This is a genomic window from Alkalihalobacillus sp. FSL W8-0930, from assembly GCA_037965595.1.
Lineage (GTDB): Bacteria > Bacillota > Bacilli > Bacillales > Bacillaceae_D > Alkalicoccobacillus.
In genome coordinates, this window is the sequence record CP150183.1 from 2,259,539 (window position 1) to 2,282,955 (window position 23,417).

General features: G+C 41.0%; 20 protein-coding genes. All 20 read right to left on the reverse strand.

Annotated features, from left to right (window positions below; genetic code table 11):
- Complete coding sequence (locus tag NSQ54_12015) at nucleotides 1–696, reverse strand: YggS family pyridoxal phosphate-dependent enzyme (GenBank protein ID WYP25051.1); 696 nt, start codon at nucleotides 694–696, stop codon at nucleotides 1–3.
- 10 nt (nucleotides 697–706) lie between these two features.
- Nucleotides 707–1,531 (reverse strand): peptidoglycan editing factor PgeF, encoded by an 825-nt coding sequence (gene pgeF, locus NSQ54_12020; protein ID WYP25052.1) that lies wholly within the window; start codon nucleotides 1,529–1,531, stop codon nucleotides 707–709.
- Nucleotides 1,532–1,611: 80 nt separating this feature from the next.
- Nucleotides 1,612–1,917 (reverse strand): YlmC/YmxH family sporulation protein, encoded by a 306-nt coding sequence (locus NSQ54_12025; protein ID WYP25053.1) that lies wholly within the window; start codon nucleotides 1,915–1,917, stop codon nucleotides 1,612–1,614.
- A gap of 98 nt (nucleotides 1,918–2,015) precedes the next feature.
- The gene (gene sigG / locus NSQ54_12030; GenBank protein ID WYP25054.1) at nucleotides 2,016–2,801 is read right to left on the reverse strand and encodes an RNA polymerase sporulation sigma factor SigG; all 786 of its coding nucleotides are present in this window, start codon (nucleotides 2,799–2,801) and stop codon (nucleotides 2,016–2,018) included.
- A 156-nt stretch (nucleotides 2,802–2,957) separates the two neighbouring features.
- Complete coding sequence (gene sigE / locus NSQ54_12035) at nucleotides 2,958–3,671, reverse strand: RNA polymerase sporulation sigma factor SigE (GenBank protein ID WYP25055.1); 714 nt, start codon at nucleotides 3,669–3,671, stop codon at nucleotides 2,958–2,960.
- Nucleotides 3,672–3,703: 32 nt separating this feature from the next.
- Nucleotides 3,704–4,624, reverse strand: coding sequence for a sigma-E processing peptidase SpoIIGA (gene spoIIGA, locus NSQ54_12040; protein ID WYP25056.1), 921 nt, complete (start codon nucleotides 4,622–4,624; stop codon nucleotides 3,704–3,706).
- A gap of 244 nt (nucleotides 4,625–4,868) precedes the next feature.
- Nucleotides 4,869–6,020 carry a cell division protein FtsZ gene (gene ftsZ, locus NSQ54_12045; GenBank protein WYP25057.1) on the reverse strand — a complete coding sequence of 384 codons (1,152 nt, stop codon included), beginning with the start codon at nucleotides 6,018–6,020 and terminating at the stop codon, nucleotides 4,869–4,871.
- A gap of 41 nt (nucleotides 6,021–6,061) precedes the next feature.
- Nucleotides 6,062–7,354 (reverse strand): cell division protein FtsA, encoded by a 1,293-nt coding sequence (gene ftsA, locus NSQ54_12050; protein WYP25058.1) that lies wholly within the window; start codon nucleotides 7,352–7,354, stop codon nucleotides 6,062–6,064.
- Nucleotides 7,355–7,935: 581 nt separating this feature from the next.
- A complete protein-coding gene (locus NSQ54_12055; protein WYP25059.1) occupies nucleotides 7,936–8,709 on the reverse strand; it encodes an FtsQ-type POTRA domain-containing protein in 774 nt (257 codons plus the stop codon).
- A gap of 273 nt (nucleotides 8,710–8,982) precedes the next feature.
- Nucleotides 8,983–10,083, reverse strand: coding sequence for a stage V sporulation protein E (spoVE, locus tag NSQ54_12060; GenBank protein WYP25060.1), 1,101 nt, complete (start codon nucleotides 10,081–10,083; stop codon nucleotides 8,983–8,985).
- Nucleotides 10,084–10,201: 118 nt separating this feature from the next.
- The gene (murD, locus tag NSQ54_12065) at nucleotides 10,202–11,557 is read right to left on the reverse strand and encodes a UDP-N-acetylmuramoyl-L-alanine--D-glutamate ligase (GenBank protein WYP25061.1); all 1,356 of its coding nucleotides are present in this window, start codon (nucleotides 11,555–11,557) and stop codon (nucleotides 10,202–10,204) included.
- Entirely contained in the window at nucleotides 11,558–12,532 is a 975-nt protein-coding gene (gene mraY / locus NSQ54_12070) for a phospho-N-acetylmuramoyl-pentapeptide-transferase (GenBank protein WYP25062.1), read from the reverse strand.
- The gene (murF, locus tag NSQ54_12075; protein WYP25063.1) at nucleotides 12,529–13,914 is read right to left on the reverse strand and encodes a UDP-N-acetylmuramoyl-tripeptide--D-alanyl-D-alanine ligase; all 1,386 of its coding nucleotides are present in this window, start codon (nucleotides 13,912–13,914) and stop codon (nucleotides 12,529–12,531) included. The genes mraY and murF overlap by 4 nt, the downstream gene beginning before the upstream one ends.
- Entirely contained in the window at nucleotides 13,911–15,374 is a 1,464-nt protein-coding gene (locus NSQ54_12080) for a UDP-N-acetylmuramoyl-L-alanyl-D-glutamate--2,6-diaminopimelate ligase (GenBank protein ID WYP28555.1), read from the reverse strand. Before NSQ54_12080 ends, murF begins: the two co-directional genes overlap by 4 nt.
- 92 nt (nucleotides 15,375–15,466) lie before the next feature.
- On the reverse strand, nucleotides 15,467–17,401 hold the full coding sequence (locus NSQ54_12085; GenBank protein ID WYP25064.1) for a stage V sporulation protein D: 1,935 nt from the start codon (nucleotides 17,399–17,401) through the stop codon (nucleotides 15,467–15,469).
- A gap of 90 nt (nucleotides 17,402–17,491) precedes the next feature.
- On the reverse strand, nucleotides 17,492–19,693 hold the full coding sequence (locus NSQ54_12090; protein WYP25065.1) for a penicillin-binding protein: 2,202 nt from the start codon (nucleotides 19,691–19,693) through the stop codon (nucleotides 17,492–17,494).
- A 66-nt stretch (nucleotides 19,694–19,759) separates the two neighbouring features.
- Complete coding sequence (ftsL, locus tag NSQ54_12095; GenBank protein WYP25066.1) at nucleotides 19,760–20,125, reverse strand: cell division protein FtsL; 366 nt, start codon at nucleotides 20,123–20,125, stop codon at nucleotides 19,760–19,762.
- 12 nt (nucleotides 20,126–20,137) lie between these two features.
- Nucleotides 20,138–21,073 (reverse strand): 16S rRNA (cytosine(1402)-N(4))-methyltransferase RsmH, encoded by a 936-nt coding sequence (gene rsmH / locus NSQ54_12100; GenBank protein ID WYP25067.1) that lies wholly within the window; start codon nucleotides 21,071–21,073, stop codon nucleotides 20,138–20,140.
- 28 nt (nucleotides 21,074–21,101) lie between these two features.
- Complete coding sequence (mraZ, locus tag NSQ54_12105) at nucleotides 21,102–21,533, reverse strand: division/cell wall cluster transcriptional repressor MraZ (protein WYP25068.1); 432 nt, start codon at nucleotides 21,531–21,533, stop codon at nucleotides 21,102–21,104.
- A gap of 150 nt (nucleotides 21,534–21,683) precedes the next feature.
- The gene (gene bshC / locus NSQ54_12110; protein ID WYP25069.1) at nucleotides 21,684–23,312 is read right to left on the reverse strand and encodes a bacillithiol biosynthesis cysteine-adding enzyme BshC; all 1,629 of its coding nucleotides are present in this window, start codon (nucleotides 23,310–23,312) and stop codon (nucleotides 21,684–21,686) included.
- Nucleotides 23,313–23,417 lie beyond the last annotated feature (105 nt).

Below are 23,417 nucleotides of genomic sequence, written 5' to 3' on the forward strand. Positions count from 1 at the left end.
TTACTTATTTGAAGTTGCTTCATTTCCAACTAGAGCCGTACCAATACGAACGAAGGTTGCTCCTTCTTCAATCGCTACAACATAATCGTTTGACATGCCCATCGATAACTCCGTACAAGGCGCATAAGGCAATTGAAGTGCTTTTACTTCATCTCTCAGTTTTCGTAACCCACTAAATACAGGTCTTGTCTCCTCTGGACGTTCTGTAAAAGGAGCCATCGTCATGAGTCCAACAATACAAACTGCTGGAAATGCTTCCAATTGTCTTATAAAGGAGAGAAGCTCATCAGGCTGAACACCTGCCTTCGATTCCTCCCCTGATACGTTTACTTGTACAAAACATTGAATTGTTTCTCCATCTACTGATTGCTTTTGAAATTCCTTAGCTAGAGACACCCGATCAAGGGAATGAAAATAATCAAATTCATGAATCACTTGCTTTACTTTACGAGATTGTAGCGACCCAATAAAGTGCCAAGTTGCTTGTTCTTTAATCGCTTCCTTCTTCGCTAATCCGGCTTCCGCTCGGTTTTCACCGATATGTTCCACCCCTGCTTCGATCGCTTTTCTTGTTGTCTCGTCACTTACATATTTTGTGACCGCAATCACATGGACGTGATCTGCCTGACGATTCGTGCGAGAGCAGGCTTCTTTTATATGCTGTCCGATCGTACCTAGGTTTTCTTTAATGTTCATGCTCTCACCTCTATTTACGCTGTCCAATCACACTCATCATTCGACCTGTTTGGCCGTTGTCTGCTCGGTGTGAAAACATTCGATCATCACTCGCTGTACATATAGAAGAAACATAGATTTGCTCCTCTGGAACACCGGAACGAAAGAGCAATTGTTTATTAAGCTTTTTTAAATCAAGCAGAAACCTGCCATTTGCTTGTGTGATATATGGCTGTTCATCATGTTGATCTAAACATTGATTCACAGCATCAATGACAACATCGTTCACTTCATACGCTTCGCCACTTATAGCTGGCCCAATCAAGACATGAATGTCACGTGCATCTATTCCTTCATCGTTTTTCCACCGATTAATCATCGCCGGGCCGATTTGTCCAACCGTTCCCTTCCAGCCTGCATGTGCAAGGCCAATCGTATGATGGTTCGGTGCAATAAAGTAAAGTGGGACACAATCTGCATACAAACTTGTTAATAAAAGATCAGTCTCCGTTGTATAGAGACCATCTGTAGCATCAATGGCTGTTTGTAAGGATTGAGTACCCGAGCCTTTATTCTCTTTCGTTACTTTCTTAATAACAGAATCATGAACTTGATCACCTACCACCCAAGACGTAAGCGGGTAAGCTAATTCATCAGCGAGCTTTTGTCGATTGGCTATCACATCTTCATCAGAATCCTTTACATGAAGTCCTAAATTAAATGAAGAATACGGCGCATGACTAAAACCGCCATCTCGTGTTGTAAATCCAGCCGTCAGTCCTGTGTACCGCTGCGTCAAACAGATCGCCTCGAGGAACGACTGTGACCTTTGCTTAAACGTAGTTTCTGTTTCCAATGTGAATTCATCCCTTCATCCTTCACATGAGTAGCTTTATGCGTCTAGTGTACCACATGTGACCTGGTCAATAAACGACTTTATTCCCTCTTATCGGTTCGTATAAACGGCTTTGGGGCGAATGATGACGAAGGAAGGTCAGGAGCAAATGGTTTTGGTGTTTTCACTAAGATCACATCAGAACCGATTTTAATAATATTAGTCCAAGGAATGATAACCTCTTCATCTTTTCCAAAAAAGCCCATCATCTTACCAGAACTACTTATAATCATGGCTTCTATTTGTCCAGTTTCTAGATTTAAGTCAAGATCAGTTAAATGGCCAAGCCGTTTCCCTGTTTCAAGATTCACAATATCCTTTGCCTGCAAGTCCGAAATTTTCATCATAATGAATCACTCCTTCATTCAAGTATATGAATGACACAGGGCGTTCATGAAAAAAAGGACCCAAGAGAGAAAATTAATTATCTCTTGGATCCACACGTTTAACTTTGTACATATTTGTTCATTTGATTAATGGCTGCTTTTTCTAATCTGGACACTTGCGCTTGGGAAATGCCTATTTCATCCGCCACTTCCATTTGCGTTTTCCCTTGGAAGAACCGCATATTTAAAATTAATTTTTCGCGATCGTTTAATCGAATCATTGCTTCTTTTAAGGCGATATCTTCTACCCATTTTACATCTTTATTTCGCTCATCACTGATTTGATCCATCACAAAGATTGGATCTCCTCCATCATTGTAAATCGGTTCAAATAATGAAACCGGATCTTGGATGGCATCTAGTGCGAACACTACATCTTCTTTCGGAACATCAAGTACCTTTGCAATTTCCTGTACGGTTGGCTCGTGCTCTCGCTTTTTTTCCGCCATCAAATGATCACGGACCTGTAAGGCTTTATAAGCGATGTCACGTAAGGAACGAGATACACGAATCGGATTGTTATCTCTAAGATAACGACGAATCTCGCCTATAATCATTGGAACCGCATAAGTTGAGAATTTTACATTTTGACCAAGATCGAAATTATCGATCGATTTCATTAGTCCGATACAGCCTACTTGAAATAGGTCATCAACGAACTCACCACGATTGTTAAAGCGCTGAATGACACTTAATACAAGTCTTAGATTTCCGTTTACTAGTTCCTCGCGAGCCGGCAAATAGCCATCTTGAAGCTGTCTAAACAACTCTCTCATTTCGTTATTCTTAAGTACCGGTAGTGTAGAAGTATCTACACCGCATATTTCAACTTTATGTCGTGTCAAATTCTTACCCTCCATTGCTTTTGGGAGATGATGTCTAGGTAAAGTATCTCCTTGGAAGGTAAAAATATGCACTTACTCACGAGGGCTGCAGTTGTTAGATCGTCTGACTCTTACTCGCCCTAGTTTAAATTTATTTGAATTTTTTTCTAAGCCAAATTAGACCATTTTGTTAAATTCTTTTTGCAATCTCTTAATGATGCGTTTTTCAAGTCTTGAGATGTATGACTGAGAAATTCCAAGCATATCTGCAACTTCCTTTTGCGTCTTTTCTTCAAACCCAGCAAGACCAAAGCGAAGCTCCATGATTTGTTTCTCTCGCGCATTTAGCGTATGAAGTGCTTTTTTTAATAGCTTTCGATCAACCTTTTCTTCGATGCCTTTTGTAATAATGTCTTCTTCAGTACCTAGCACATCCGAAAGTAATAACTCATTGCCATCCCAATCAATGTTTAATGGTTCATCAAACGAAACCTCTGAGCGTGTTTTATTGTTTCGTCGTAAGTACATGAGGATTTCATTTTCAATACAACGAGAAGCATAAGTGGCTAGCTTTATTTTCTTTTCTGGATTAAATGTATTCACTGCTTTAATGAGACCAATCGTTCCTATACTAATCAGATCCTCAATGTTAATTCCAGTATTCTCAAACTTTCGAGCAATATAAACAACTAAACGCAGATTACGCTCAATTAAGACGGCTCTTACAGCCTCGTCTCCACTCGGAAGCTTCATTAGCAAGTCTGCTTCCTCTTCTTTTGAGAGTGGCGGGGGTAACGCCTCACTTCCCCCTATGTAATAAATTTCATCAGCCTTCATACCCAACCGTTGCAACACACGATACCAAACTAGCGTAAGCTTGAGTTTTATCATAGTGACCTCCTTAGACTTTTTAAAATCGAGCACTAGGCTAATTGTTCATTCGGAGCACCTAACACTTGCTTCGGATGAAGAATGGCTTGATACGCACCTTCTGGAGAAAGGTCGATTGCTTGCACACCTATTAAGACCTGAGACGTTTTGAATACCTGATTTTGGTGAATAACGGTGACTTGGTCTGGTTTGATGGCTGGTAGATAAGGGTTCGCCTGACCCACTGCACGGAAAGGAACAATCCGTAATCGATCGAATAACCAATGCTTGTTTGTACCTGACGACTCATTTGTATCTAGTTGTATAATGGCTTTTACTACATCTTGTCCAAAAACCTCTTCTAGCTGTTTTGCCTCCATGATCATAACTGGTGCCCTTGTAATCGGATCACTTAACTGATTCCCACTATCGATTAACCCCTTTAGATGAAAGATGTGTTCACCTAAAACAACCTCAACCTCAGCTAATTGATGTAAATTGAATGATTTGGTTTCAATGGTTTCAAATCGATGTTTAGAAAAATACCAGACAAGCGGGAAACCAAACACAACCAGCATCCAGCTTATTGGACTTCCAACAGACGCATGGGGAAGCAGTCCTTCTGAAGTGATTGGTAGCTCTGATTGCCAGAAAAAATGAAGAGCAAACAATGCACCACCCGTCATAAAAGTGACAAAATAAAACATAAGCAGGCCTTGGATATAATACGTAAAACGTTTATATCCAAATGCGACAAATACAATGAGTGCAGAATACACGAGTTTTGTCACTGGGTGGTAAAACCACTCTCCAATTGGCGTAAACATCAGAAACACAATGAAGGACGCAACAAATGCACCGAGTGTGAACCTGATCTTTGAATGGCGTCGTTTCAGGACAAGTGCAGTTAATAGAAGTAGTAAATAGTCAATCAGATAGTTTAGTACCCAAATTACATCCAAATACAACGTCATGGGCTTCAAACTCCTTCTGAATGTCTCTCAGTATATCTTTTCAAACATTTAATGTCTGTCAGTTCGTGGCGAGAAAAGTGTGGTTATTTTAGGAGGTTTTAAAGGATTGTGTCACGCGGAAAATACGTAGGGAAATCATTTGAGTGAGTACTCGGAGAAAGGCGTTATTTGCTTTAGAAGCATAAAAAAACCGGATGAATCTAAGAATCGATTCATCCGGTTCATTCGTATTTTAAGAGGTGCCTTAGTTATTGCGGTTGCGACGGTTACGCAAGAACGTTGGAATATCCAATGTATCTGAGTGATCCGTTGCTGGCGCTTCCTGCTGAGGCTGTGAACGCTGTTGATATCTTTGTTCGTTCTGCTGTTTAGCAGGCTCCTCTTTTTGTAGAGATGGTTTTGATGGACGAGCTGATGACTGCTGTTGCTGTTTTGCATTTTCGTTATCATCAAAGCCCGTTGCAATGATCGTAATAACAATCTCATCTTTTAAGTTCTCATTAATAACAGAACCAAAGATCATGTTTACTTCAGCATCTGAAGCGGCAGAAACAATTTCAGCTGCTTCATGTACTTCATAAAGACTTAGATTGTTACCACCAGTAATGTTCATTAGAACACCCTGAGCTCCATCAACAGATGTTTCAAGTAATGGAGATGAGATCGCCTTTTTAGCGGCTTCTGTTGCACGGTTTTCACCTGTTGCAATACCGATACCCATTAGTGCAGAACCTTTATCACTCATAATCGTTTTCACATCAGCGAAGTCAAGGTTAATTAAACCTGGAGTCGCAATCAAGTCAGAGATACCTTGTACACCTTGACGTAATACGTTATCCGCTTCACGGAATGCTTCAAGCATAGGTGTATTTTTATCGACCATCTCAAGTAAACGATCATTAGGAATAACGATCAATGTATCTACTTTTTCTTTTAATGCAGCAATCCCATTTGCAGCTTGATTGGAACGTTTACGTCCTTCAAATGTGAACGGACGAGTAACAACACCAACTGTTAGGGCACCGATTTCTTTTGCCACCTCAGCAATAACTGGTGCAGCACCGGTTCCAGTTCCGCCACCCATGCCTGCAGTAATGAAGACCATGTCTGCGCCTTGAAGAACCTCTTCAATTTGCTCGCGGCTTTCCTCAGCTGCTTTTTTTCCGATTTCCGGATTTGCTCCTGCGCCAAGTCCACGAGTGAGCTTGCCTCCAAGCTGATATTTTGATTCAGCTTTTGAAAGATGTAGTGCTTGAGCATCGGTGTTCACTGCAATAAACTCTACACCTTGCAGTCCATTTTCAATCATTCGGTTTACAGCGTTGCTTCCGCCTCCGCCAACTCCGATAACTTTAATCTGTGCCAGTTGTTCCATATCCGTTTCGAATTCCAACATGTTAAAATCCCCCTAATCGCCTGTCTGCCTGCTTGTATTAGTTACTCAAAAAATGACTTGAATAAGTCTTTCATTTTCGATTTTTTGTTTTGACTCTTTTCTTCGTATTCTTGCTCAATTGGTTCATGAGGTTGTTGTTGACTCCGAGTTTGTCTTGGGTTGTCCTCAAGATCTGTAACAGAAGCTGCAATCTCGCGTCCCTGTAGCTTTACATTTCTGCTAGCAAATTGGATAAGTCCCACACTTGTTGTAAAACGTGGCTCTCTTACTCCAATATAATCTGGAATCGCGATTCGTACATTTCCTCTAAGCAGGTCTTTTGCTAATTCTAACACACCTGGTAGCATCACAGTACCACCAGTTAAGACAAAGCCACCAGGGAAATCACGGAATCCTAAACGAACAAGCTCTTTAAAGAGAAGCTCAAAGATTTCTTCCATTCGTGGTTCGATAATATGAGCTAATTCTTCTTGGGACATTGTTTGTTTTTCATTAGAGCCGATGGTTGTGAAACTAAATTGTTCTTCAACGTTAGCTTCATCAACAAACGCCATACCGTGCTTTTTCTTAATTTTTTCTGCATCCTCTGTTGAAACTCTTAATCCAACAGCTATATCGTTGGTAATGTGATCTCCACCGATTGGAAGAACTGAAACGGCCTGAAGCGCGCCTTGCTCAAACACAGAAACGGTAGAAGATCCTCCTCCGATATCAATAATGCATACGCCTAGACTTTTTTCGTCTTTTGAAACAGCAATTGAACCTGAAGCTAGTGACTGTAGGCATATGTCTGCTATATCAAGTCCAGCGCGTTCTACACAGCGCAATAAGTTATGTAATACCGTTTTTGACCCTGTAATGATTGTACCTTCCATTTCAAGGCGTACACCAATCATCCCTCTTGGATCTGTAATTTCATCTAATCCATCAACAATAAATTGCTTTGGAATGACATCAATAATTTCTCGTTCAGGAGGAATTGAAACGACTTGAGCTGCATCAATCACTCTATTAATATCCTCTGTACCGATTTCACGATCAGGACTGGAGACCGCAACAACCCCGTGACAAGGTTGAAGTTGTACATGGTTTCCATTTATTCCAACTACCACTTGCTTAATTTGCAAACCTACCATTCGCTCGGCTTGATCAACGGCTCGTTGGATGGATTGAACCGTTTCGTCTATATCAACGATTGCCCCTTTTTTAATCCCTTCCGATTCCGCTGTTCCAACACCAAGAACGTTAATCGCTTTGTTTGTTACTTCTCCAATTATCACTCGTACACTTGATGTACCGATGTCTAAACTGACATATGTTTCTGTGGTGTTCATTCTGCGGCACCTCCTTATCATTTAATCACAAGCTAGTTTCATATAGAATGAGAAGGTTATTGCCAGTTTATCAATTTAAAAGCGTTTAAACAGTTAGTTGTCTTCCCTTTACTAAGATGAATATGTATACATTCAACACATAATAGGTGAGTTCCTGTTTATTCATTTTAAATAATTGATATCCAAACCTCTAATCCCATTTGCTTCTTCATTTCAATTTCTAATTTACTATGGAAACGATCATGTTGACCTTAGTAGACTGATCATCTTAAACGTCAGTCCGTCTAGTACAAGTCTACACCAAGTTTGTTTACTAGAAAAGCGTAACCTACCGTCAATTCGCGGAAATCTTGCATTATTTTTCAGATATGAAGGTTTCAAAAGAAATAGACCTCATCTCAAGACCCGTATGAAGCCAATTGAGGTATACCCTGTCCACTTTTTGAGCGTTTGGCATTTATTACATAAGTTAAAAATGCTTCAGATTGCCCAGAGGACTCCATATACAGTAAGGATGTTCTCCCTACGGTCGTTATCAGATAACCGTGAATCTCCCTACCTTAGTCGTGGTTAGCAATCCCCTATTCCTCAAGCTCCTCTTCTTCTTCATAGTTTAAGTCTTCAAAATAAGGACTCATTTTCATATGAAGGATTCCATGCTTAGTCCGATCTACTTCTTTTGCAACAGAAGGATACGGAGACATCCATTCCGAGAAGTTATTAACTGATGTTTGAACGGTCAACCCATCGTTCATATACAACCTAAGAGCTAAGGGGTCACCCTCAGTCGGAACAAACAGAATTTCGGATATCCGTTCTTTAATTTGATCAGACGTTTTACCGAGCTCTTCTGCTAGTCTTTCGAGCTTTACGTTACCATCTTCAGAAACAATGACCGGAGCATCTGATGGTATCTCTTCTTCCGGAAGAGCATTAAGTAATGATCCACTCTCAAGCATAGGTCGGTATCCATCCTCTTGTTTCACATATCCTACTCTTGGATACTCCGTAATTGTAATTTCTACGGAATTCGGAAGTTTCCTTGAAAGATCTGCGGTTGCTACTTCTTTAAGATCTTCAATTCTCTCGACACTTTCTGTTTTATGTAAATTCCAGATGCTATCACCAGGAGAAAGCTCACTCGCTTCAATGATTTCATCACGATCTGCCACTACATTCCCGTTAACTTGAATCGTTTTAACTTGACTTAGTGGTGATTGAAAATAGACCATTAATACTAAGAGAATAAAAAAGATCCCTAAAAATAACAGGAGTCTACGGTTTGCCCGCTGTTTTCGTTGTTCCTTTAACGAAGGGATGCGGTCATTAACTGAAATCACTTTCTTGTCGCTCATGTTAACTCCCTTCTTAACATGTCCAAAATCATGTTATTTTTAATACCAGTAAAAAGTAGACGAGTGCATACAATTCTTCTTATATCGGTTATGTACACTATACATTTTAGAGATCAAGCAGAATTTCTATGATTGCGCCCCTCTATTTTAGCATGAACACAGGTCTCAATACACTCGAAACCTGTGTGAGATTCTGTGATAAATTGGGCTTTTATGCTGAAATCCGTCTATTTACACTCAAAAAAGAGCGGCAACTTTTGCCACTCTCTCTTTTTACCATTTTGCATGTCTACTAATATTTAAAAGTATACCAATTGAAACGAGCATTAATGTGAGAGATGATCCCCCATAGCTTAAAAGTGGAAGTGTAATTCCTGTTACTGGCATGAGGCCTGACACAACACCAATGTTTATCATTACTTGAATTGCAATCATCGTTACAATTCCCGCTGCAAGTAAACTCCCGTATAAGTCAGGAGCAGCTAGGGCTGCTCGCACGCCACGCCATAGTAAAAGTCCAAAGAGAAATAAAATGACGCACCCACCAATAAAGCCAAGCTCTTCACTTAAGATCGCAAAGATAAAATCGGTTTGCGGTTCAGGTAAGTAGAAGTACTTTTGACGACTGTCACCAAAACCTAGTCCCATTAAACCTCCTGGACCAATTGCATAAAGAGATTGGATGATCTGAAACCCACTTCCAAGCGGATCGCTCCACGGATCCAAAAATGATGTAATACGCTGGATACGATATGGAGCAGAAGCGATTAAGCCAACAAACCCAACCAAGCCTGCAACGCCTAACCAGACAAAGTGACTAATTCGTGCACCTGACACAAAAATCATGACTACACAAGTACCAACCATGACCGCCCCTGTACCCAAGTCAGGTTGAAGCATAATTAATGCAAAAGCACTCATGACAAGAGCCAGATTTGGTACAAGACCTTTTTTGAAAGAGACAATTTTCTTTTGATTTTCAGATAAATACCTAGCCAAAAAGATGGCCATCCCCATCTTCATAAACTCAGAGGGTTGAATGGAGAATGCCCCCACTCCGAGCCAGCTTCTTGCTCCTCCGCGCACAAGACCTACACCTGGAACTAACACGAGAACTAAAAGAAAAAAACAGACAAGTAAAATAAGTTTTGCGTACGTTCTCCATGTCCAATACTCTACTCTCATAATAAAAATCATTAGCGTGACTCCAACGACAGCAAAAAAGAGCTGTCTCTTTAAAAAGAAGAAGGAGTCTTCAAACCGATATTCTGCCCATGCCGCACTTGCACTGTATACCATAATGACACCAATGGACAGCAATGTAAGTGTCGTAAGCAACAGGATATAATCTGGAGCAGATCTAGATTGTTTCATAGGACACCTCGATTACTTACTTAAGTCTATTCTTTACTCAACTTATGCTTGTACGAGTAGAAACATGTCCATTTTGTATAGAGAAATGCCTCTTGAGAGAGTTCCCAAGAGGCATTGATTAATTCGATAGTTCATTGATGGCTTGTATAAAGGCATGTCCACGTTCTTCAAACGTTTTAAACTGATCCCAGCTGGCACATGCAGGGGAAAGAAGTATAACATCCCCTTCGCTTGATTCACGATAAGCTACCTTAACTGCTTCGGCAAGTGTTGTAACCATCTCAAGAGTTGAGATATCCGTTTTTCTTACCGTTTCGGCAATCCGATCTTTTGTCTCACCATATGTGATAACAGCTTTAACTCCTTGTAACGAAGGAATGAGCGAATCAAACGAATTCCCTCGATCAAGTCCACCTGCAAGCAAAACAACAGGCTTATCAAATGCTTCTAAGGCTTTTGATGTCGCCAAAATATTTGTGGCTTTTGAATCGTTATAAATCAATCGTCCATTTAATTCTTTAACAAATTGAAGACGGTGTTCTACCCCTCCAAATGTTTTTAAAACGAATTGGATTTGAGTTAATGTTGCACCAGCAAGAATAGCTGCTCCAATGGCCGCTAGTATGTTTTCGATATTATGCTTGCCTGGTAGCATAATGTCTGATGTCGCAATGATCGGCTTTGAACGATAACGCACAAATCCATCAATCACATCAAGACCATGAGGTAGTTCCTCCGTTGTAGAGAAACCTATTTTTGTTGCAGCGCTTTGCTCAGCAATTTCTTTAACAAGCTCATCTGAGGCATTATACACCAGGTAATCTGATTCCTCTTGCTTTTCCTGAATTCGTGCTTTTGCAGCTACATAGTTATGTTTCGAACCATGATAATCAAGATGTGCATCAAACAAATTCAGTAGGACTGAGATGGTTGGACGGAACTCATCTGTCCCCATTAGTTGGAAGCTAGATAACTCCATCACAATGATGTCATCCATTGTTGCTTGTTCAGCTACCTCACAGGCAACAACGCCGATATTTCCAGCAATCTGAGGTGTCCGACCACTGTTTTTTAGCATTTCAGTAATAAGTGTCGTTGTTGTTGTTTTCCCGTTTGAACCAGTAATTGCAACAATGTCTGCCTCACTAATCTGATAAGCCAGCTCGATTTCAGTTTGGATTGGTATATTCTTTTTCTCTGCTTCCACAAGCAGTTCATTTGAATAAGGAATCCCTGGATTCTTAATAATAAAATCCAATGGACGATCGAGTAACGAAAGGGGGTGCGAGCCACAAATGACCTCAATACCTTGTTCCATTAACTCCTGTGCCTGAGGATTATCATCAACTGATTTACCATCGTTTACAATGACAGTGGCACCGAGCTTATGCAATAGTCTCGCTGCCGCGTAACCACTTTTAGCAAGACCGACAACGAGCACCTGTTTTCCTTGATATTGATCTGTATGAACCATCTATAACCACACTCCTGTATAGATAGCTGCGATGGCAAAGACCATGCCCACTAACCAAAACGTTACAACAACACGCCATTCTGACCAACCTGATAATTCATAATGGTGGTGTAATGGACTCATTTTAAACACGCGCTTTCCTCTCGTTTTAAAGGAAATCACTTGAATGATCACAGATAGCGTTTCAATTACAAAGACGCCACCTACCAAGATGAGCATTAGTTCCATTTTACTAAGGATAGCAATCCCAGTAATGGCTCCCCCTAGAGCTAGTGAACCTGTATCTCCCATAAAGACTTTTGCAGGATGTGCGTTAAACACTAAGAAACCAAGTACAGCACCAACTACTGCTGCGCTGAATAGCGATACATCGAGGAAACCTGCACTCCAAGCTAAAATAGCAAAAGCACCAAAGGCAATCGCCCCTGTTCCAGCTAGCAACCCGTCTAAACCATCCGTTAAATTAACGGCGTTTGACGCTCCAACAAGCATAACAATGATTAAAGGCAAGTAGAAAAAGCCAATATCAAACGAAATCGATGTAGCTGGTATCGCAATCTCAGTTGAGAACCCAATCTGAATCAGACCGAGGTAAAAAACAACAGCGATAATGAGCTGACCAACCAGCTTTTGTTTTGAGGTCAAACCAAGGTTATGCTTTTTCACTACCTTGATATAGTCATCAACAAATCCAACTAGCCCGTAACCTACTGTTACAATAAGTAATAAAATAATTTCTGGTGTTAAGAGATTTGTACTAATGGTCACTCCGAGAACAGTAGCTAAAATCGCTAAAACAACAACGATTCCCCCCATAGTAGGTGTACCGCTTTTCTTTTGGTGAGACTCTGGTCCCTCCTCACGGATACTTTGACCAAACTTTAATCGTTTTAAAAATGGGATGAATATCGGTGAAAAGATCACCGCTACTCCAAATGAAATAATCAGCGTTAGAAGCAGAAGTTGTTCATTCATTTGTTCATCTCCCCCTTCCCGCTTTCTTTTAAATAGTTAAGAATTGTTTCAAGTTTCAGCCCTCTTGAAGCTTTTAATAAAACGACTGTTTGTTCATTTAAATACGGCTTAATTAACATCGCTGCCTCTTGTACGGTCGGGGCGTGATCCATTGTAATTCCCTCGGCCTTTTGTTGTTTCGTTGCATCATACAACCATTTCCCTTTGTCACCTACTGTGACGAGATGAGTAATCGGCGCTTCAATGGAATCAGCGATTTGTTCATGAAGTGCTTTTTCATTTGCACCTAATTCATACATATCACCTAGAACCGCAATATAATGTGTAAATCCGTCTAATTCCTTTAATGCGTCAATAGACGCTCTCATTGAAGTAGGACTTGCATTATAGGCATCATTAATAATTAATTCGCCCTGTTCACCAACCAGGCGCTCAAGTCTCATTCCACTTATCTTAACCTGCTCTAATCCCGATTGAATGTGCGCAACAGATACGCCTAATCCTTTAGCAAGGCTGGCAGCTAATGCTGCATTTTTCACATTGTGCTTCCCAAGCATCGGTAAAGTTAAATCTCCCACCGATTGCAAGGTAAACTGAAAACCTGTTCTTTGCGCCAAAATGTTTGTCACTTGGTTGTGATTATGCTCCTTGAAACCTACCGTACACACATCTTCTCCTTGGAGCGTTTCTAGTAATGGTTCATCTCCATCTATGTAGAGGGTGCCTCCAGCTACTAGGCCGTCTCGAATCTCCGCTTTCGCCTTGGCAATGCCATCGCGTGAACCCAGCTGTTCCATGTGAGATTCACCGATATTCGTTATAATTGCTGCATCAGGCTCAGATAACGTGCTTAGCAAGTGGATCTCACCAAACCCACTCATCCCCATCTCTAAAATTAAAAATTGGCAATCAGCAGGCATTCCAAGAATCGTTAAAGGTAAACCGATATGATTATTATAATTCCCCTGTGTTTTATATGTGGTACCAGCAAAGGATAGAATCGAAGCAAGCATATCTTTTACAGTTGTTTTTCCATTGCTTCCAGTTACACCGATAACCTTTGGTTTCACCTCATGTCGATAAAGCTTTGCAAGCTTCTGCAAGGCAAGAAGTGTATCCTCTACAAAATAAAGCTGAAAATCAGCTGGAAGGCCCTCAGGAACGGGCACATCCTTCTGCCAAATAGACGCCTTAGCTCCTTGTTCAATTGCACGCTCAATAAATTGATGACCGTCAAAGCGTTCACCACTTATCGGTACATATAAAGCATTCTGTTGCAACGTACGCGTATCTATGGACACACTGGTATACACAGCATTTACATTGTCAGTTACTCGCAGTGACGAGCTAACAGCTTTAACTAAACTGTGTGAGATACTCATAGTGATAACCCTCTAATCGCTTCTTCGGCTACTTCTCGATCATCAAAGTGATGCTTAACTCCTGCAATGTCCTGGTACGTCTCATGCCCTTTTCCGGCAATAAGAATGACATCTCCAGGTTCGGCTTGCTCAATTGCACGCGTAATCGCCTGTTTACGATCGAGAATGGTTTCGAAATGATCTGATACTAACCCTTCTGTCATATCCTTTAAAATTAGCTCAGGATCCTCTGAGCGCGGATTATCGGAAGTGAAAATGGCACGGTCTGCTTGCTTCACAGCAATTTCAGCCATTACTGGACGTTTGCTTGCATCCCGATCTCCACCGCATCCTACAACAACCGTTACTTGTCCGTTCGTTAAGTCGGCTACTGTATCCAATACATTCTTTAAGCTATCAGCCGTATGTGCATAATCCACTATGACCGAAAATGGCTGACCACATTGAACAGGTTCAAAGCGCCCGGCAATTCCTTTTACACGTTCAAGACTCTGTTTAATTTGAGCTAAAGTTAAACCAGAAGCGAGTGCCGCCGCTGCCGCTGCTAGTGCATTGTACACACTAAACAACCCAATTAACTTAAAACGAACTTCTGTTTCTTCTCCAAATGCTTCAAGTATAAAACTTGTGCCTTCTGGTGTGGATTTAATCTCTTTTCCTCTGACGTCACACGCTTTGCGGATTCCATATGTAATAACATCTGCAGTTGTTAACTGTGCTAAGCGGGCACCAGAAAGGTCATCAATGTTAATGACAGCGGTTTTGCCTTCGTACGTGTTACCTAACTGAGAGAATAACAAACTTTTAGCAAAAAAGTATTTTTCCATCGTTTCGTGATAATCAAGATGATCGGGCGTTAAGTTTGTGAACACAGCAATATCAAAGTCACACCCTCTGACTCTTCCATGATGAAGGGCATGAGAAGACACTTCCATTACAGCTGTATCAACATTTGCTTGGACCATGTTATGAAACGTTTTTTGCAAAACAAGAGATTCTGGTGTTGTATTAGCCGTATCAAACGTTGCATCACCAATCTTTGTGTACATTGTCCCAATCAAACCTGTTTGCTGCTTGGCATCTCGAAACATTTGATCAAGTATATGTGTCGTTGATGTTTTACCATTCGTTCCTGTCACACCGATCAGACGAAGATTCTTTGTTGGCTCATCAAAAAAGTGACTGGCAATCCGTGCCATCGCCCGCTTGGCGTCATCTACTAGAATTAATGGGACCGAGACGTCAAGAGACCGCTCAGCAATGATTGCGGCGGCTCCTTGATCGATTGCTTTTTGGGCAAAATCATGTCCATCAACTGTGTATCCTTTTATACAAATAAAAAGCGATCCCGGGATTACATTTCTTGAATCCATTTCTACTTGCTTTATTTGAACTTGTTTCTGCTCAGGCGTTAGTTCGCTTGTTGTACGCAGCGGTCTAAGCAGTTCGTCTAATGTCATCATATTAAGTCCCTCTCATTCACTGCAATAAGCTGTTTTCTATTCAGTCAAACATTCATGTTTACCCTATCTGAAAACATACAAACTATATTTTAGTCGTTTGCGACCGATTTGTCACCCATGTAAATCCGAACCGTTGATCCTGCTGCGACTTTACTCCCAGGCAGAGGAGATTGCGTGACAACAACTTCTCCTTCTCCTGACGCATCCAGCCTTAGATCCATGTACCCTTCATGAATTTCACGTTTTGTCCGTCCGACTAAATCAGGAACTTCCATAATCGGTTCATCATTCCATGATACTTTTTTCTCAATTTGTTCCGTTCGCTTTTCGACCCCCATTGCGGCCAAGCTATCTCCAATAATATTCCCTACGATTGGTGCTGCAACAATGCCTCCAAATTGCAGGGTGTCTTTTGGATTGTCGACTGCAACGTAGACAACAATTTCAGGATCATCTGCGGGTGCAAATCCAATAAATGAGACAATGTGATTATTTTCAAGATATTTTCCGTCTTTAGCTTTTTGAGCGGTTCCTGTTTTTCCACCAACACGGTATCCATCCACGAAGGCTCCTTTACCAGTTCCAAGTGCTACGACGGTTTCTAGAGCATGTCGGACTTCTTTGGATGTTTCTTCTGAAATCACTTGTCGTTTCATATAAGGCGATTGCTGCTTCACAACTTCTCCTGAAAGAGGATCCACCCACTCCTTACCAATAAACGGTTTATATAAATACCCACCATTTACCGCCGCAGATACAGCTGTTACTTGTTGTAGTGGTGTAACGGCAACACCTTGACCAAAGGCGGTAGTCGCTTGTTCGAGTGGTCCTACCCGGTCCCGGTTAAAGAGGATTCCAGTTCCTTCTCCCTGCAAGTCAATCCCTGTCTTTGATCCGAATCCAAAGTCCTCGATGTAATCAAACAATCTGTCCTTACCTAGTCTCTCACCTAGTGTAACGAAACCAGGGTTACAAGAATTCTGGACGACTTCTAAGAACGTTTGTTGTCCGTGACCACCTTTTTTCCAGCAACGGAGTCGGTGTCCTGACACTTCAATATAACCCGGATCATAAAATTGATCATGCTCAAGATCAACTTCCCCTTCTTCTAATGCGGCTGCAAGTGTAATGATTTTAAAGGTTGATCCAGGCTCATATTGCATCCAGACTGGTTTATTTTGATTATAAATTTCAGGCGATACTTCTTGGAAGTTCTCTGGATTGTAGTCTGGACGACTGCTCATTCCAAGGACCTCACCAGTTTTAGGATTCATCGCAATGGCCATGGCTCCATCCGGATTATAGGTGGCCTCAGCAATATCAAGTTCTCGCTCCATAATTGTTTGCACTCGACTATCAATCGTTAAACGCATATCTAATCCATTTACCGGAGCCTCGTACTCATCTGCAAGATTTGGCATCCGACTATTTTTAGCTGTTGAGAAAAAGGATACATGACCTTGCTGGCCCTTAAGTTCCTCATCATAGTATAATTCGAGCCCTGTTAAACCTTGGTTATCAATGCCAGCAAATCCTAGTACATGTGATAGGTAGTTTCCATGAGGGTAATGTCTTTTACTATCTTCGGCAATAAATACACCAGGTAATCTCAGGTTCCGTATTTCACTTGCTTTTTCTTTGCTTATTTTTTGTCCTTCAGGTCTAATCCATACTCTCGATTCAGATTTAGTTAGCTGTTCAAGTAGACGGCTTTTATCCATATCAAGAATGGCCGCAAGACTTTCTGCACTCTGTTCAGGATTTTCAATTTGTCTTGGTACGACAAGAACAGAAGGAGCACTTACATTCGTCGCGAGCACCTCGTCATTTCGATCACGGATTTCTCCTCTTTTTGGTTCGAAAGGGATCACACGACTCCATGAATCCATCGCTAACTGAGTGAGCTCTTCCCCTTTTACAAATTGAACGTATCCTAATCGACCAGCAATGATTAGAAAGACTGCTAGTCCTACAATTAATATCGCTATAAGTCTTTTTCTCACCGTTGTCTGAGATACTCTCATACTTACTCCCTCCGATTCTAAACATCTAACAAGCCCATGCTTGTATCAGCTTATGAAAAGGAGGGAGCTAAAAGAACTTACCAACTAAAACTATTGATCACTTTCTTCTTCGACCTCAGGTTCGAGATCAATCTGTTCTTCCTCTGAAACCTCATCTTCATCAGATATTTCCTGATCAGTTGAGAATTCAGCTTGAATTTGATCACCTGATTGAACCGTTTCACCAGGGGCAGGCGTCTGATTGATTAAAAATCCATTGCCTTCCTGATTAAGCTTCATATCTAGTGCTGCCGTAACTTTTAATACATCTCGTGTAGACCATCCTGAAAGATCTGGAAGTGTATATGGACCTTCGTCTGCCACAAGAATGACTTTTTCATCTTCAAGTAACCCCACTTCCTTCTGTGGCTGTTGCGCGAGCACGTTTGAACCTGAGCCAAGAACGGTTACCTGCATATTTTGTTCTTCTAGTGTGGCCCTTGCTTCTTCAATAGACATTCCTTCAAATTCATCCATTTGATATCCTGCTTCAGTTTCTTTTTTCACTTCATCCACAGTTGGAGCAATGTTTAAATAATCTAAGCTCCGTTGCATAATGGTATTAAAGATTAACGCAACGGGCTCACTTCCAATTTCTAATTCATCAAGCTGTGGGCGTTCCACAGCTACATATACCATCACTTTTGGATCATCCTCTGGAGCCATGCCCATAAATGAGAAGAGATTGTTCCCATGACCACGCATATATCCTGGGCCGTCTTCGTTTAATATTTGAGCCGTCCCCGTTTTACCAGCAATGTCAAAACCAGCAATCTGATAGGCGTTCCCTGTGCCTTCAGGTTCACTAACCACTTCACCTAACAGCTTACGGACTTCTTTTGCCGTTTCGGCACTGATTGGCTGACCTACCTCTGTTGGTTTGTTTTCCTGAATGATCGTATTCGAATCATGCTCCGTGATGGAATCAATCACGTATGGCTTCATCATTTTGCCGTCATTTGCAATCGCAGTTGCTGCTTGGATAATTTGAATAGGCGTAACCGCTGAGCCTTGACCAAATGAAGTTGTCGCAGCGTCAGAGCGTCCATTTTGAGCAATTAAGCTATCTGTCTCGTTTGGAAGGTCAATTCCTGTTTTATCATAGAAGCCAAACTTGTTCCAGTAATCATATAATTTATCTGGCCCTAGCTTGTCTAATGCTAATATCATCATGGCAACATTCGATGAGCGAAGGAATCCTTCTCGAAAGGAGATTGTCCCCCAACCACCTGGTTTATGGTCATTAATCTTTGATTCTGAATCTACTTGATAGCTTCCAGACTTATATTTTTCTTCGCTGTTCCAGACTCCCTCTTCAATGCCTGCCGCAACAGTAAACATTTTCATCGTTGAGCCCGGTTCAAATCGATCGGAAACTGCATAATTTGTGTAATTTTCTACTGACTCATATTCGTTAGGGTTAAAGCTTGGACGATTACTCATTGCAAGAATCTTACCTGTTTTAGGATCAGCGACGATGGCCGTCATTTTTTTCGGTGAATAGTCTTCTTCTACTTTAGTCATCACTTGTTCAAGTGCTATTTGAATATTTGAATCAAGGGTAAGATGAATGTCATTTCCATCCTTCGCAGGCGTAATCGTATCATTAGGGTTAGGCAAAGGATTTCCCTTATGATCACTGTCATATTGGATGGAACCATTCTCCGGGCTCAAGTATTCATCTAAGCTTCGTTCAAGCCCCATGCGCGCTTCGGCCATATCTCTTTCCGTATAGCCAATGACATGTGATGCGTATACTTGTTTAGGATAATATCTCCTAGGTTGCTTCGTAAAATGAATGCCGTCTAATTGTAAATCCTTGATTTCCGTCATCTTTTCATAGGAGAGATTTCTTGCTCCGGATCCCAATTCAACTTGGAACTTGTCATCTTGTTCTAGCATTCGTTTTAGATCATTCGTTTCTAGACCGATAAGAGGCGCTAATTCTTTTGCCGTCTCTTCTGGATCTCTTACATGGCTAAGCTGATCTTTAGCTAGAACAGCATATACACTATACGATTGCAATTGTTCCGCTACCGCGTCACCACTTCGGTCATAGATGGTTCCTCGTTTTCCTTCAATCACTTGGCTCTTCTGCCACCGCTCTTCGGCTATCGCGGTCAGGTCCTGACCTTTCACCTCTTTTGCTGCTTGTATGTAAGCAATCCGACCGCAGAGGACTAGAAAAATCACTAAAAAGCATGCGAGCAGCATTAAAGCTCGTTTGTTTGTAACAGCTCGTTTAATATCCATTATTGGGCTCCTCCCCCTCTTAACTAGTGGAGATTGTTCTATAAAAAAACTAGTTCATGAAATGAACTAGTTTTTGTTTACAACCTCTACGTTTTCAGCATTTAATTCAAAACCATTCTCTTTTGCGATACTGAATAAACGTTCAGGGTCACGAGCTTCCACTACTTGTAAATTCAAACCTTCATTCACTTGTGTTTGCTGAGTGATCGCCTGCTCAATTTCATGATTTTGTTTATTTAAGCTATAGATAGACACGTAATTATGTACAACAAATCCTGATAGTGCGAGCACGAGCCCGGCAATCATGAGCGCTATCATTTTTTCTCCCAGCGTAATTCTCGCTCTGGAAGTGCGAATAACCTTTTTCGTTTGTGGTGTTTGTTTCGGTTGTTGATTTGGTTGATAATTCGGTTGAATTTGTCGTGCATGCATGGTGTGTCCCCCTTATATGTTCTTTTGTGCAATACGCAGTTTGGCTGATCTAGATCGATTGTTTTCGTCCAATTCTTCTTCACTAGCTACAATTGGTTTTCGTGTAATGATCTTCATTTTCGGTTCGAATCCTTCTGGAATAACCGGGAGGCCCTTAGGCAGGTCTGGCATTTTAGACCATTCTTTAAACATTTGCTTGCATAAGCGATCTTCTAATGAATGAAACGTAATGACACAAAGTCTTCCGTCTTCATTTAAGAGATCATATGAATCCTGCAAAGCCGTTTCAAATGCGCCTAATTCATCATTTACAGCAATTCGAATTGCTTGAAACGTTCGTTTAGCAGGATGACCGCCTGTTCTTCTTGCAGGAGCGGGAATGGCGTCTTTTATGATTTCAACCAATTGACTTGTTGTTTCAATCGGTTCAGTCTCACGAAACGCCTCAATCTTTCTAGCTATTTGTTTGGAGAATTTTTCCTCTCCATAACGTGAAATGATTGAGAAAAGCTTGGCAAATGGCCACTCATTTACAACATGGTAGGCAGAAAGTTCTGCATCTTGATTCATTCTCATATCAAGTGGTGCGTCTTGATGATAACTAAACCCTCTTTCAGCTTGATCGAGCTGAGGAGAAGAGACACCTAGATCAAATAAAATGCCATCAACTTTTGTCACACCACGTTCATGTAACTCTTCGCGAATATGACGGAAGTTTGATTGAATCAATGTGTAACGACCTTCATAGCTGCTTAATCTTTCATTTGCAGCATTAATGGCTGTTACATCTTGGTCAAATGCATATAAATGCCCGCCCTCAGTTAATTGCTGGACAATTCGTTCACTATGTCCTGCGCCACCTAGCGTACAATCTACATAAATGCCATCTGGTTTAATATGTAAGCCTTTAATTGATTCTTCTTTTAAAACGGTAAAATGATTAAACAAGGGTTCACCTTCTCTTCTTAAGCTTAGCCTAAAGATCAAAGTCTGTTAGATTCTCTGAGATCTCAGCTAAAGACTCCTCGGATTCACCCACATAGTGTTCCCACATCGATTGACTCCATACCTCTACTCGATTTGAGACGCCAATGACTACGCACTCTTTCTCAATCTGAGCATATTGACGTAGCGGAGCAGCTAAATTAACCCGGCCTTGCTTATCTAATTCACATTCTGATGCTCCAGAAAAGAAAAATCGGGTAAATGCACGAGCATCTTTTTTGGTGAAAGGGAGCGTTTTAAGCTGTTCTTCAAGCTTGGTCCATTCTTCGTAAGGGTAGACGAACAAACATTTATCGAGTCCACGGGTTACAACAAATGATTGACCTAATTCCTCGCGAAACTTCGCAGGAATGATCATACGGCCTTTTTCATCTACATTGTGTCGATATTCGCCCATGAACATGTTTTTCAGTCCCCCCACTAACTATCAATAACTTACCACAACCCCCCACTTTTCACCACTATCTTTTCGTAAGTTTCTCCACAAAACAAAAAAAATCCTGCCTAAGGCAGAATTTTTTTTAGATTTTATTAATAATGTGAGAAAAATACGTTAGATAAAGAGTAGCTTGTGCTCCCCATTTACAGCAATCGGCTGATTAAGAAGTTGCTTTAAACCACTTTGTCCCACAATGTTAACTAAAATGATGGGATGCATGATGCGCTCCTGTGGAGAGCCAAGTGGTTTTAGCCAGAAGATTGCTTCTTCAAACTGAGCAATTGCATGCTTGTGGGTTTCTTCTATATGACGGTGCAACCTTGATTCTAAAAACTGGATTTGATCCAATAGAAACGTTGCATTCTTTTCACTCATTGCATGCAAGGTAGGATCCATAGTACGTGCTAGTTCACGAATTGGAGCATGCACTTGATTCACATTCTCTTTCACTTGATCTACAATCTCATCGATTGGAAATGAGTGCTGAGACTTAATCCACTCTTGTTTCAGTTGCTCACTGTCTTCTCCCAGAAGCGTCTCATAAGAGTAATCTACTCCTTCCACCCACTTTTGAATCGATCTAGGAACAATCGTCATTTGTATCCGTGGAATTAAGGGTGGCATCTTCCAACCAAATTGATTAAACACAGGTTTAAGCGTTCCCCAATAGGCAAGCTCACCAGGTCCAGGTATAAAAGCTAGAACTGGCAGGACCCATTCCTGCATTAGTGGCCTAGTCACGACGTTATTACTAAATCGCTCTGGTTCTGCTTCAAGAATGGTTAAGAGTTCTTCTTTTGAAAAGGACTGATCATCATTTCTACATGTAAAGTATCCATCCTCATAATCGAGGCGTACTCTTTTTTGATCAACGTTTAAGAAAAGATGTGCATTCTCTTCATCTGTAATGATAGGTGCTTGGTATCCTTTTTCAACAAACTGGGAAAGTCCCTTTTGTTGATTCGATTGGAGAGTATCTATCCTCTCAATTAATTCTTTAAAAAAGCCGGTTTCAAGGCGTCTTAAATCAGGGTGATGTGCATCAACAAACACAAGTCCTTCTTCTTGGAAAAAATGATTCATCAATTTTATGAAAAAGTCCGTATACGTACGACATGTTGTCGCAGCCTGTTGAATCCATTTAATCAGATCACAGGTATGATCTGTTTCAGGTAAGCTTTCAAATACGCCTTCAAGCCATTTAAATAACTCTTCTTTAGGTAGTTCCTTTTCTGAAGCGGAACACTGAACATCTTCATCTTCAATTGGATGCTTACGCCACTTACCCGCTTTTTCTTTAAATACAAAGCGAATCTCCTCAAAATCATGATCTTCACCAGCCACCCAAAACACCGGGACAACTGGAATCTTTAAATCTTTTTCTTGTTGTTTCGCACTCAATACAACCGTTAGTGCTTTATATATGGTGAACAATGGTCCTGTTAAAAGACCTGCCTGTTGCCCACCAACAATCACAACCGCATCATCATTATATAGTTTTTTAATATTACCTAATGCTGCATCAGGATACTCAAGATCTTTGTGCGTTTCAATAAGGTGAGCAACCAAAGCTTCACGGTTTAATCTATTATCCGTTCGTTTACCCAGTTCTTCCGCACGTTTTTTCAGCCAATCCGTCGATTCATATGTATAATCAAACAGCTCATTTAGCTCTGTTCGTTGATTAAGATAATCACGATAAAATCCTGCAGGAGGGTTTAGATGTATTTCTTTTGTTTCCATATATGACGAATCCCTTCCTTTGTTAGTCACTTCACGATGTTATTCTTCACTCTTATGCTTAGACTTTATTATCATAGCAAAAGTAGATGGCAATACCAAACAGAA

Coding starts and splice junctions, on each gene's coding strand:
- murD (WYP25061.1), bottom strand. CDS start 11,557: ATGGTTCATACAGATCAATATCAAGGAAAACAGGTGCTCGTTGTCGGT.
- spoVE (WYP25060.1), bottom strand. CDS start 10,083: ATGAAACAATCTAGATCTGCTCCAGATTATATCCTGTTGCTTACGACA.
- NSQ54_12090 (WYP25065.1), bottom strand. CDS start 19,693: ATGGATATTAAACGAGCTGTTACAAACAAACGAGCTTTAATGCTGCTC.
- spoIIGA (WYP25056.1), bottom strand. CDS start 4,624: ATGACGTTGTATTTGGATGTAATTTGGGTACTAAACTATCTGATTGAC.
- bshC (WYP25069.1), bottom strand. CDS start 23,312: ATGGAAACAAAAGAAATACATCTAAACCCTCCTGCAGGATTTTATCGT.
- mraY (WYP25062.1), bottom strand. CDS start 12,532: ATGAATGAACAACTTCTGCTTCTAACGCTGATTATTTCATTTGGAGTA.
- ftsL (WYP25066.1), bottom strand. CDS start 20,125: ATGCATGCACGACAAATTCAACCGAATTATCAACCAAATCAACAACCG.
- murF (WYP25063.1), bottom strand. CDS start 13,914: ATGAGTATCTCACACAGTTTAGTTAAAGCTGTTAGCTCGTCACTGCGA.
- NSQ54_12055 (WYP25059.1), bottom strand. CDS start 8,709: ATGAGCGACAAGAAAGTGATTTCAGTTAATGACCGCATCCCTTCGTTA.
- NSQ54_12025 (WYP25053.1), bottom strand. CDS start 1,917: ATGATGAAAATTTCGGACTTGCAGGCAAAGGATATTGTGAATCTTGAA.
- mraZ (WYP25068.1), bottom strand. CDS start 21,533: ATGTTCATGGGCGAATATCGACACAATGTAGATGAAAAAGGCCGTATG.
- sigE (WYP25055.1), bottom strand. CDS start 3,671: ATGATAAAACTCAAGCTTACGCTAGTTTGGTATCGTGTGTTGCAACGG.
- ftsA (WYP25058.1), bottom strand. CDS start 7,354: ATGAACACCACAGAAACATATGTCAGTTTAGACATCGGTACATCAAGT.
- NSQ54_12085 (WYP25064.1), bottom strand. CDS start 17,401: ATGAGAGTATCTCAGACAACGGTGAGAAAAAGACTTATAGCGATATTA.
- NSQ54_12080 (WYP28555.1), bottom strand. CDS start 15,374: ATGACATTAGACGAACTGCTTAGACCGCTGCGTACAACAAGCGAACTA.
- ftsZ (WYP25057.1), bottom strand. CDS start 6,020: ATGTTGGAATTCGAAACGGATATGGAACAACTGGCACAGATTAAAGTT.
- NSQ54_12015 (WYP25051.1), bottom strand. CDS start 696: ATGAACATTAAAGAAAACCTAGGTACGATCGGACAGCATATAAAAGAA.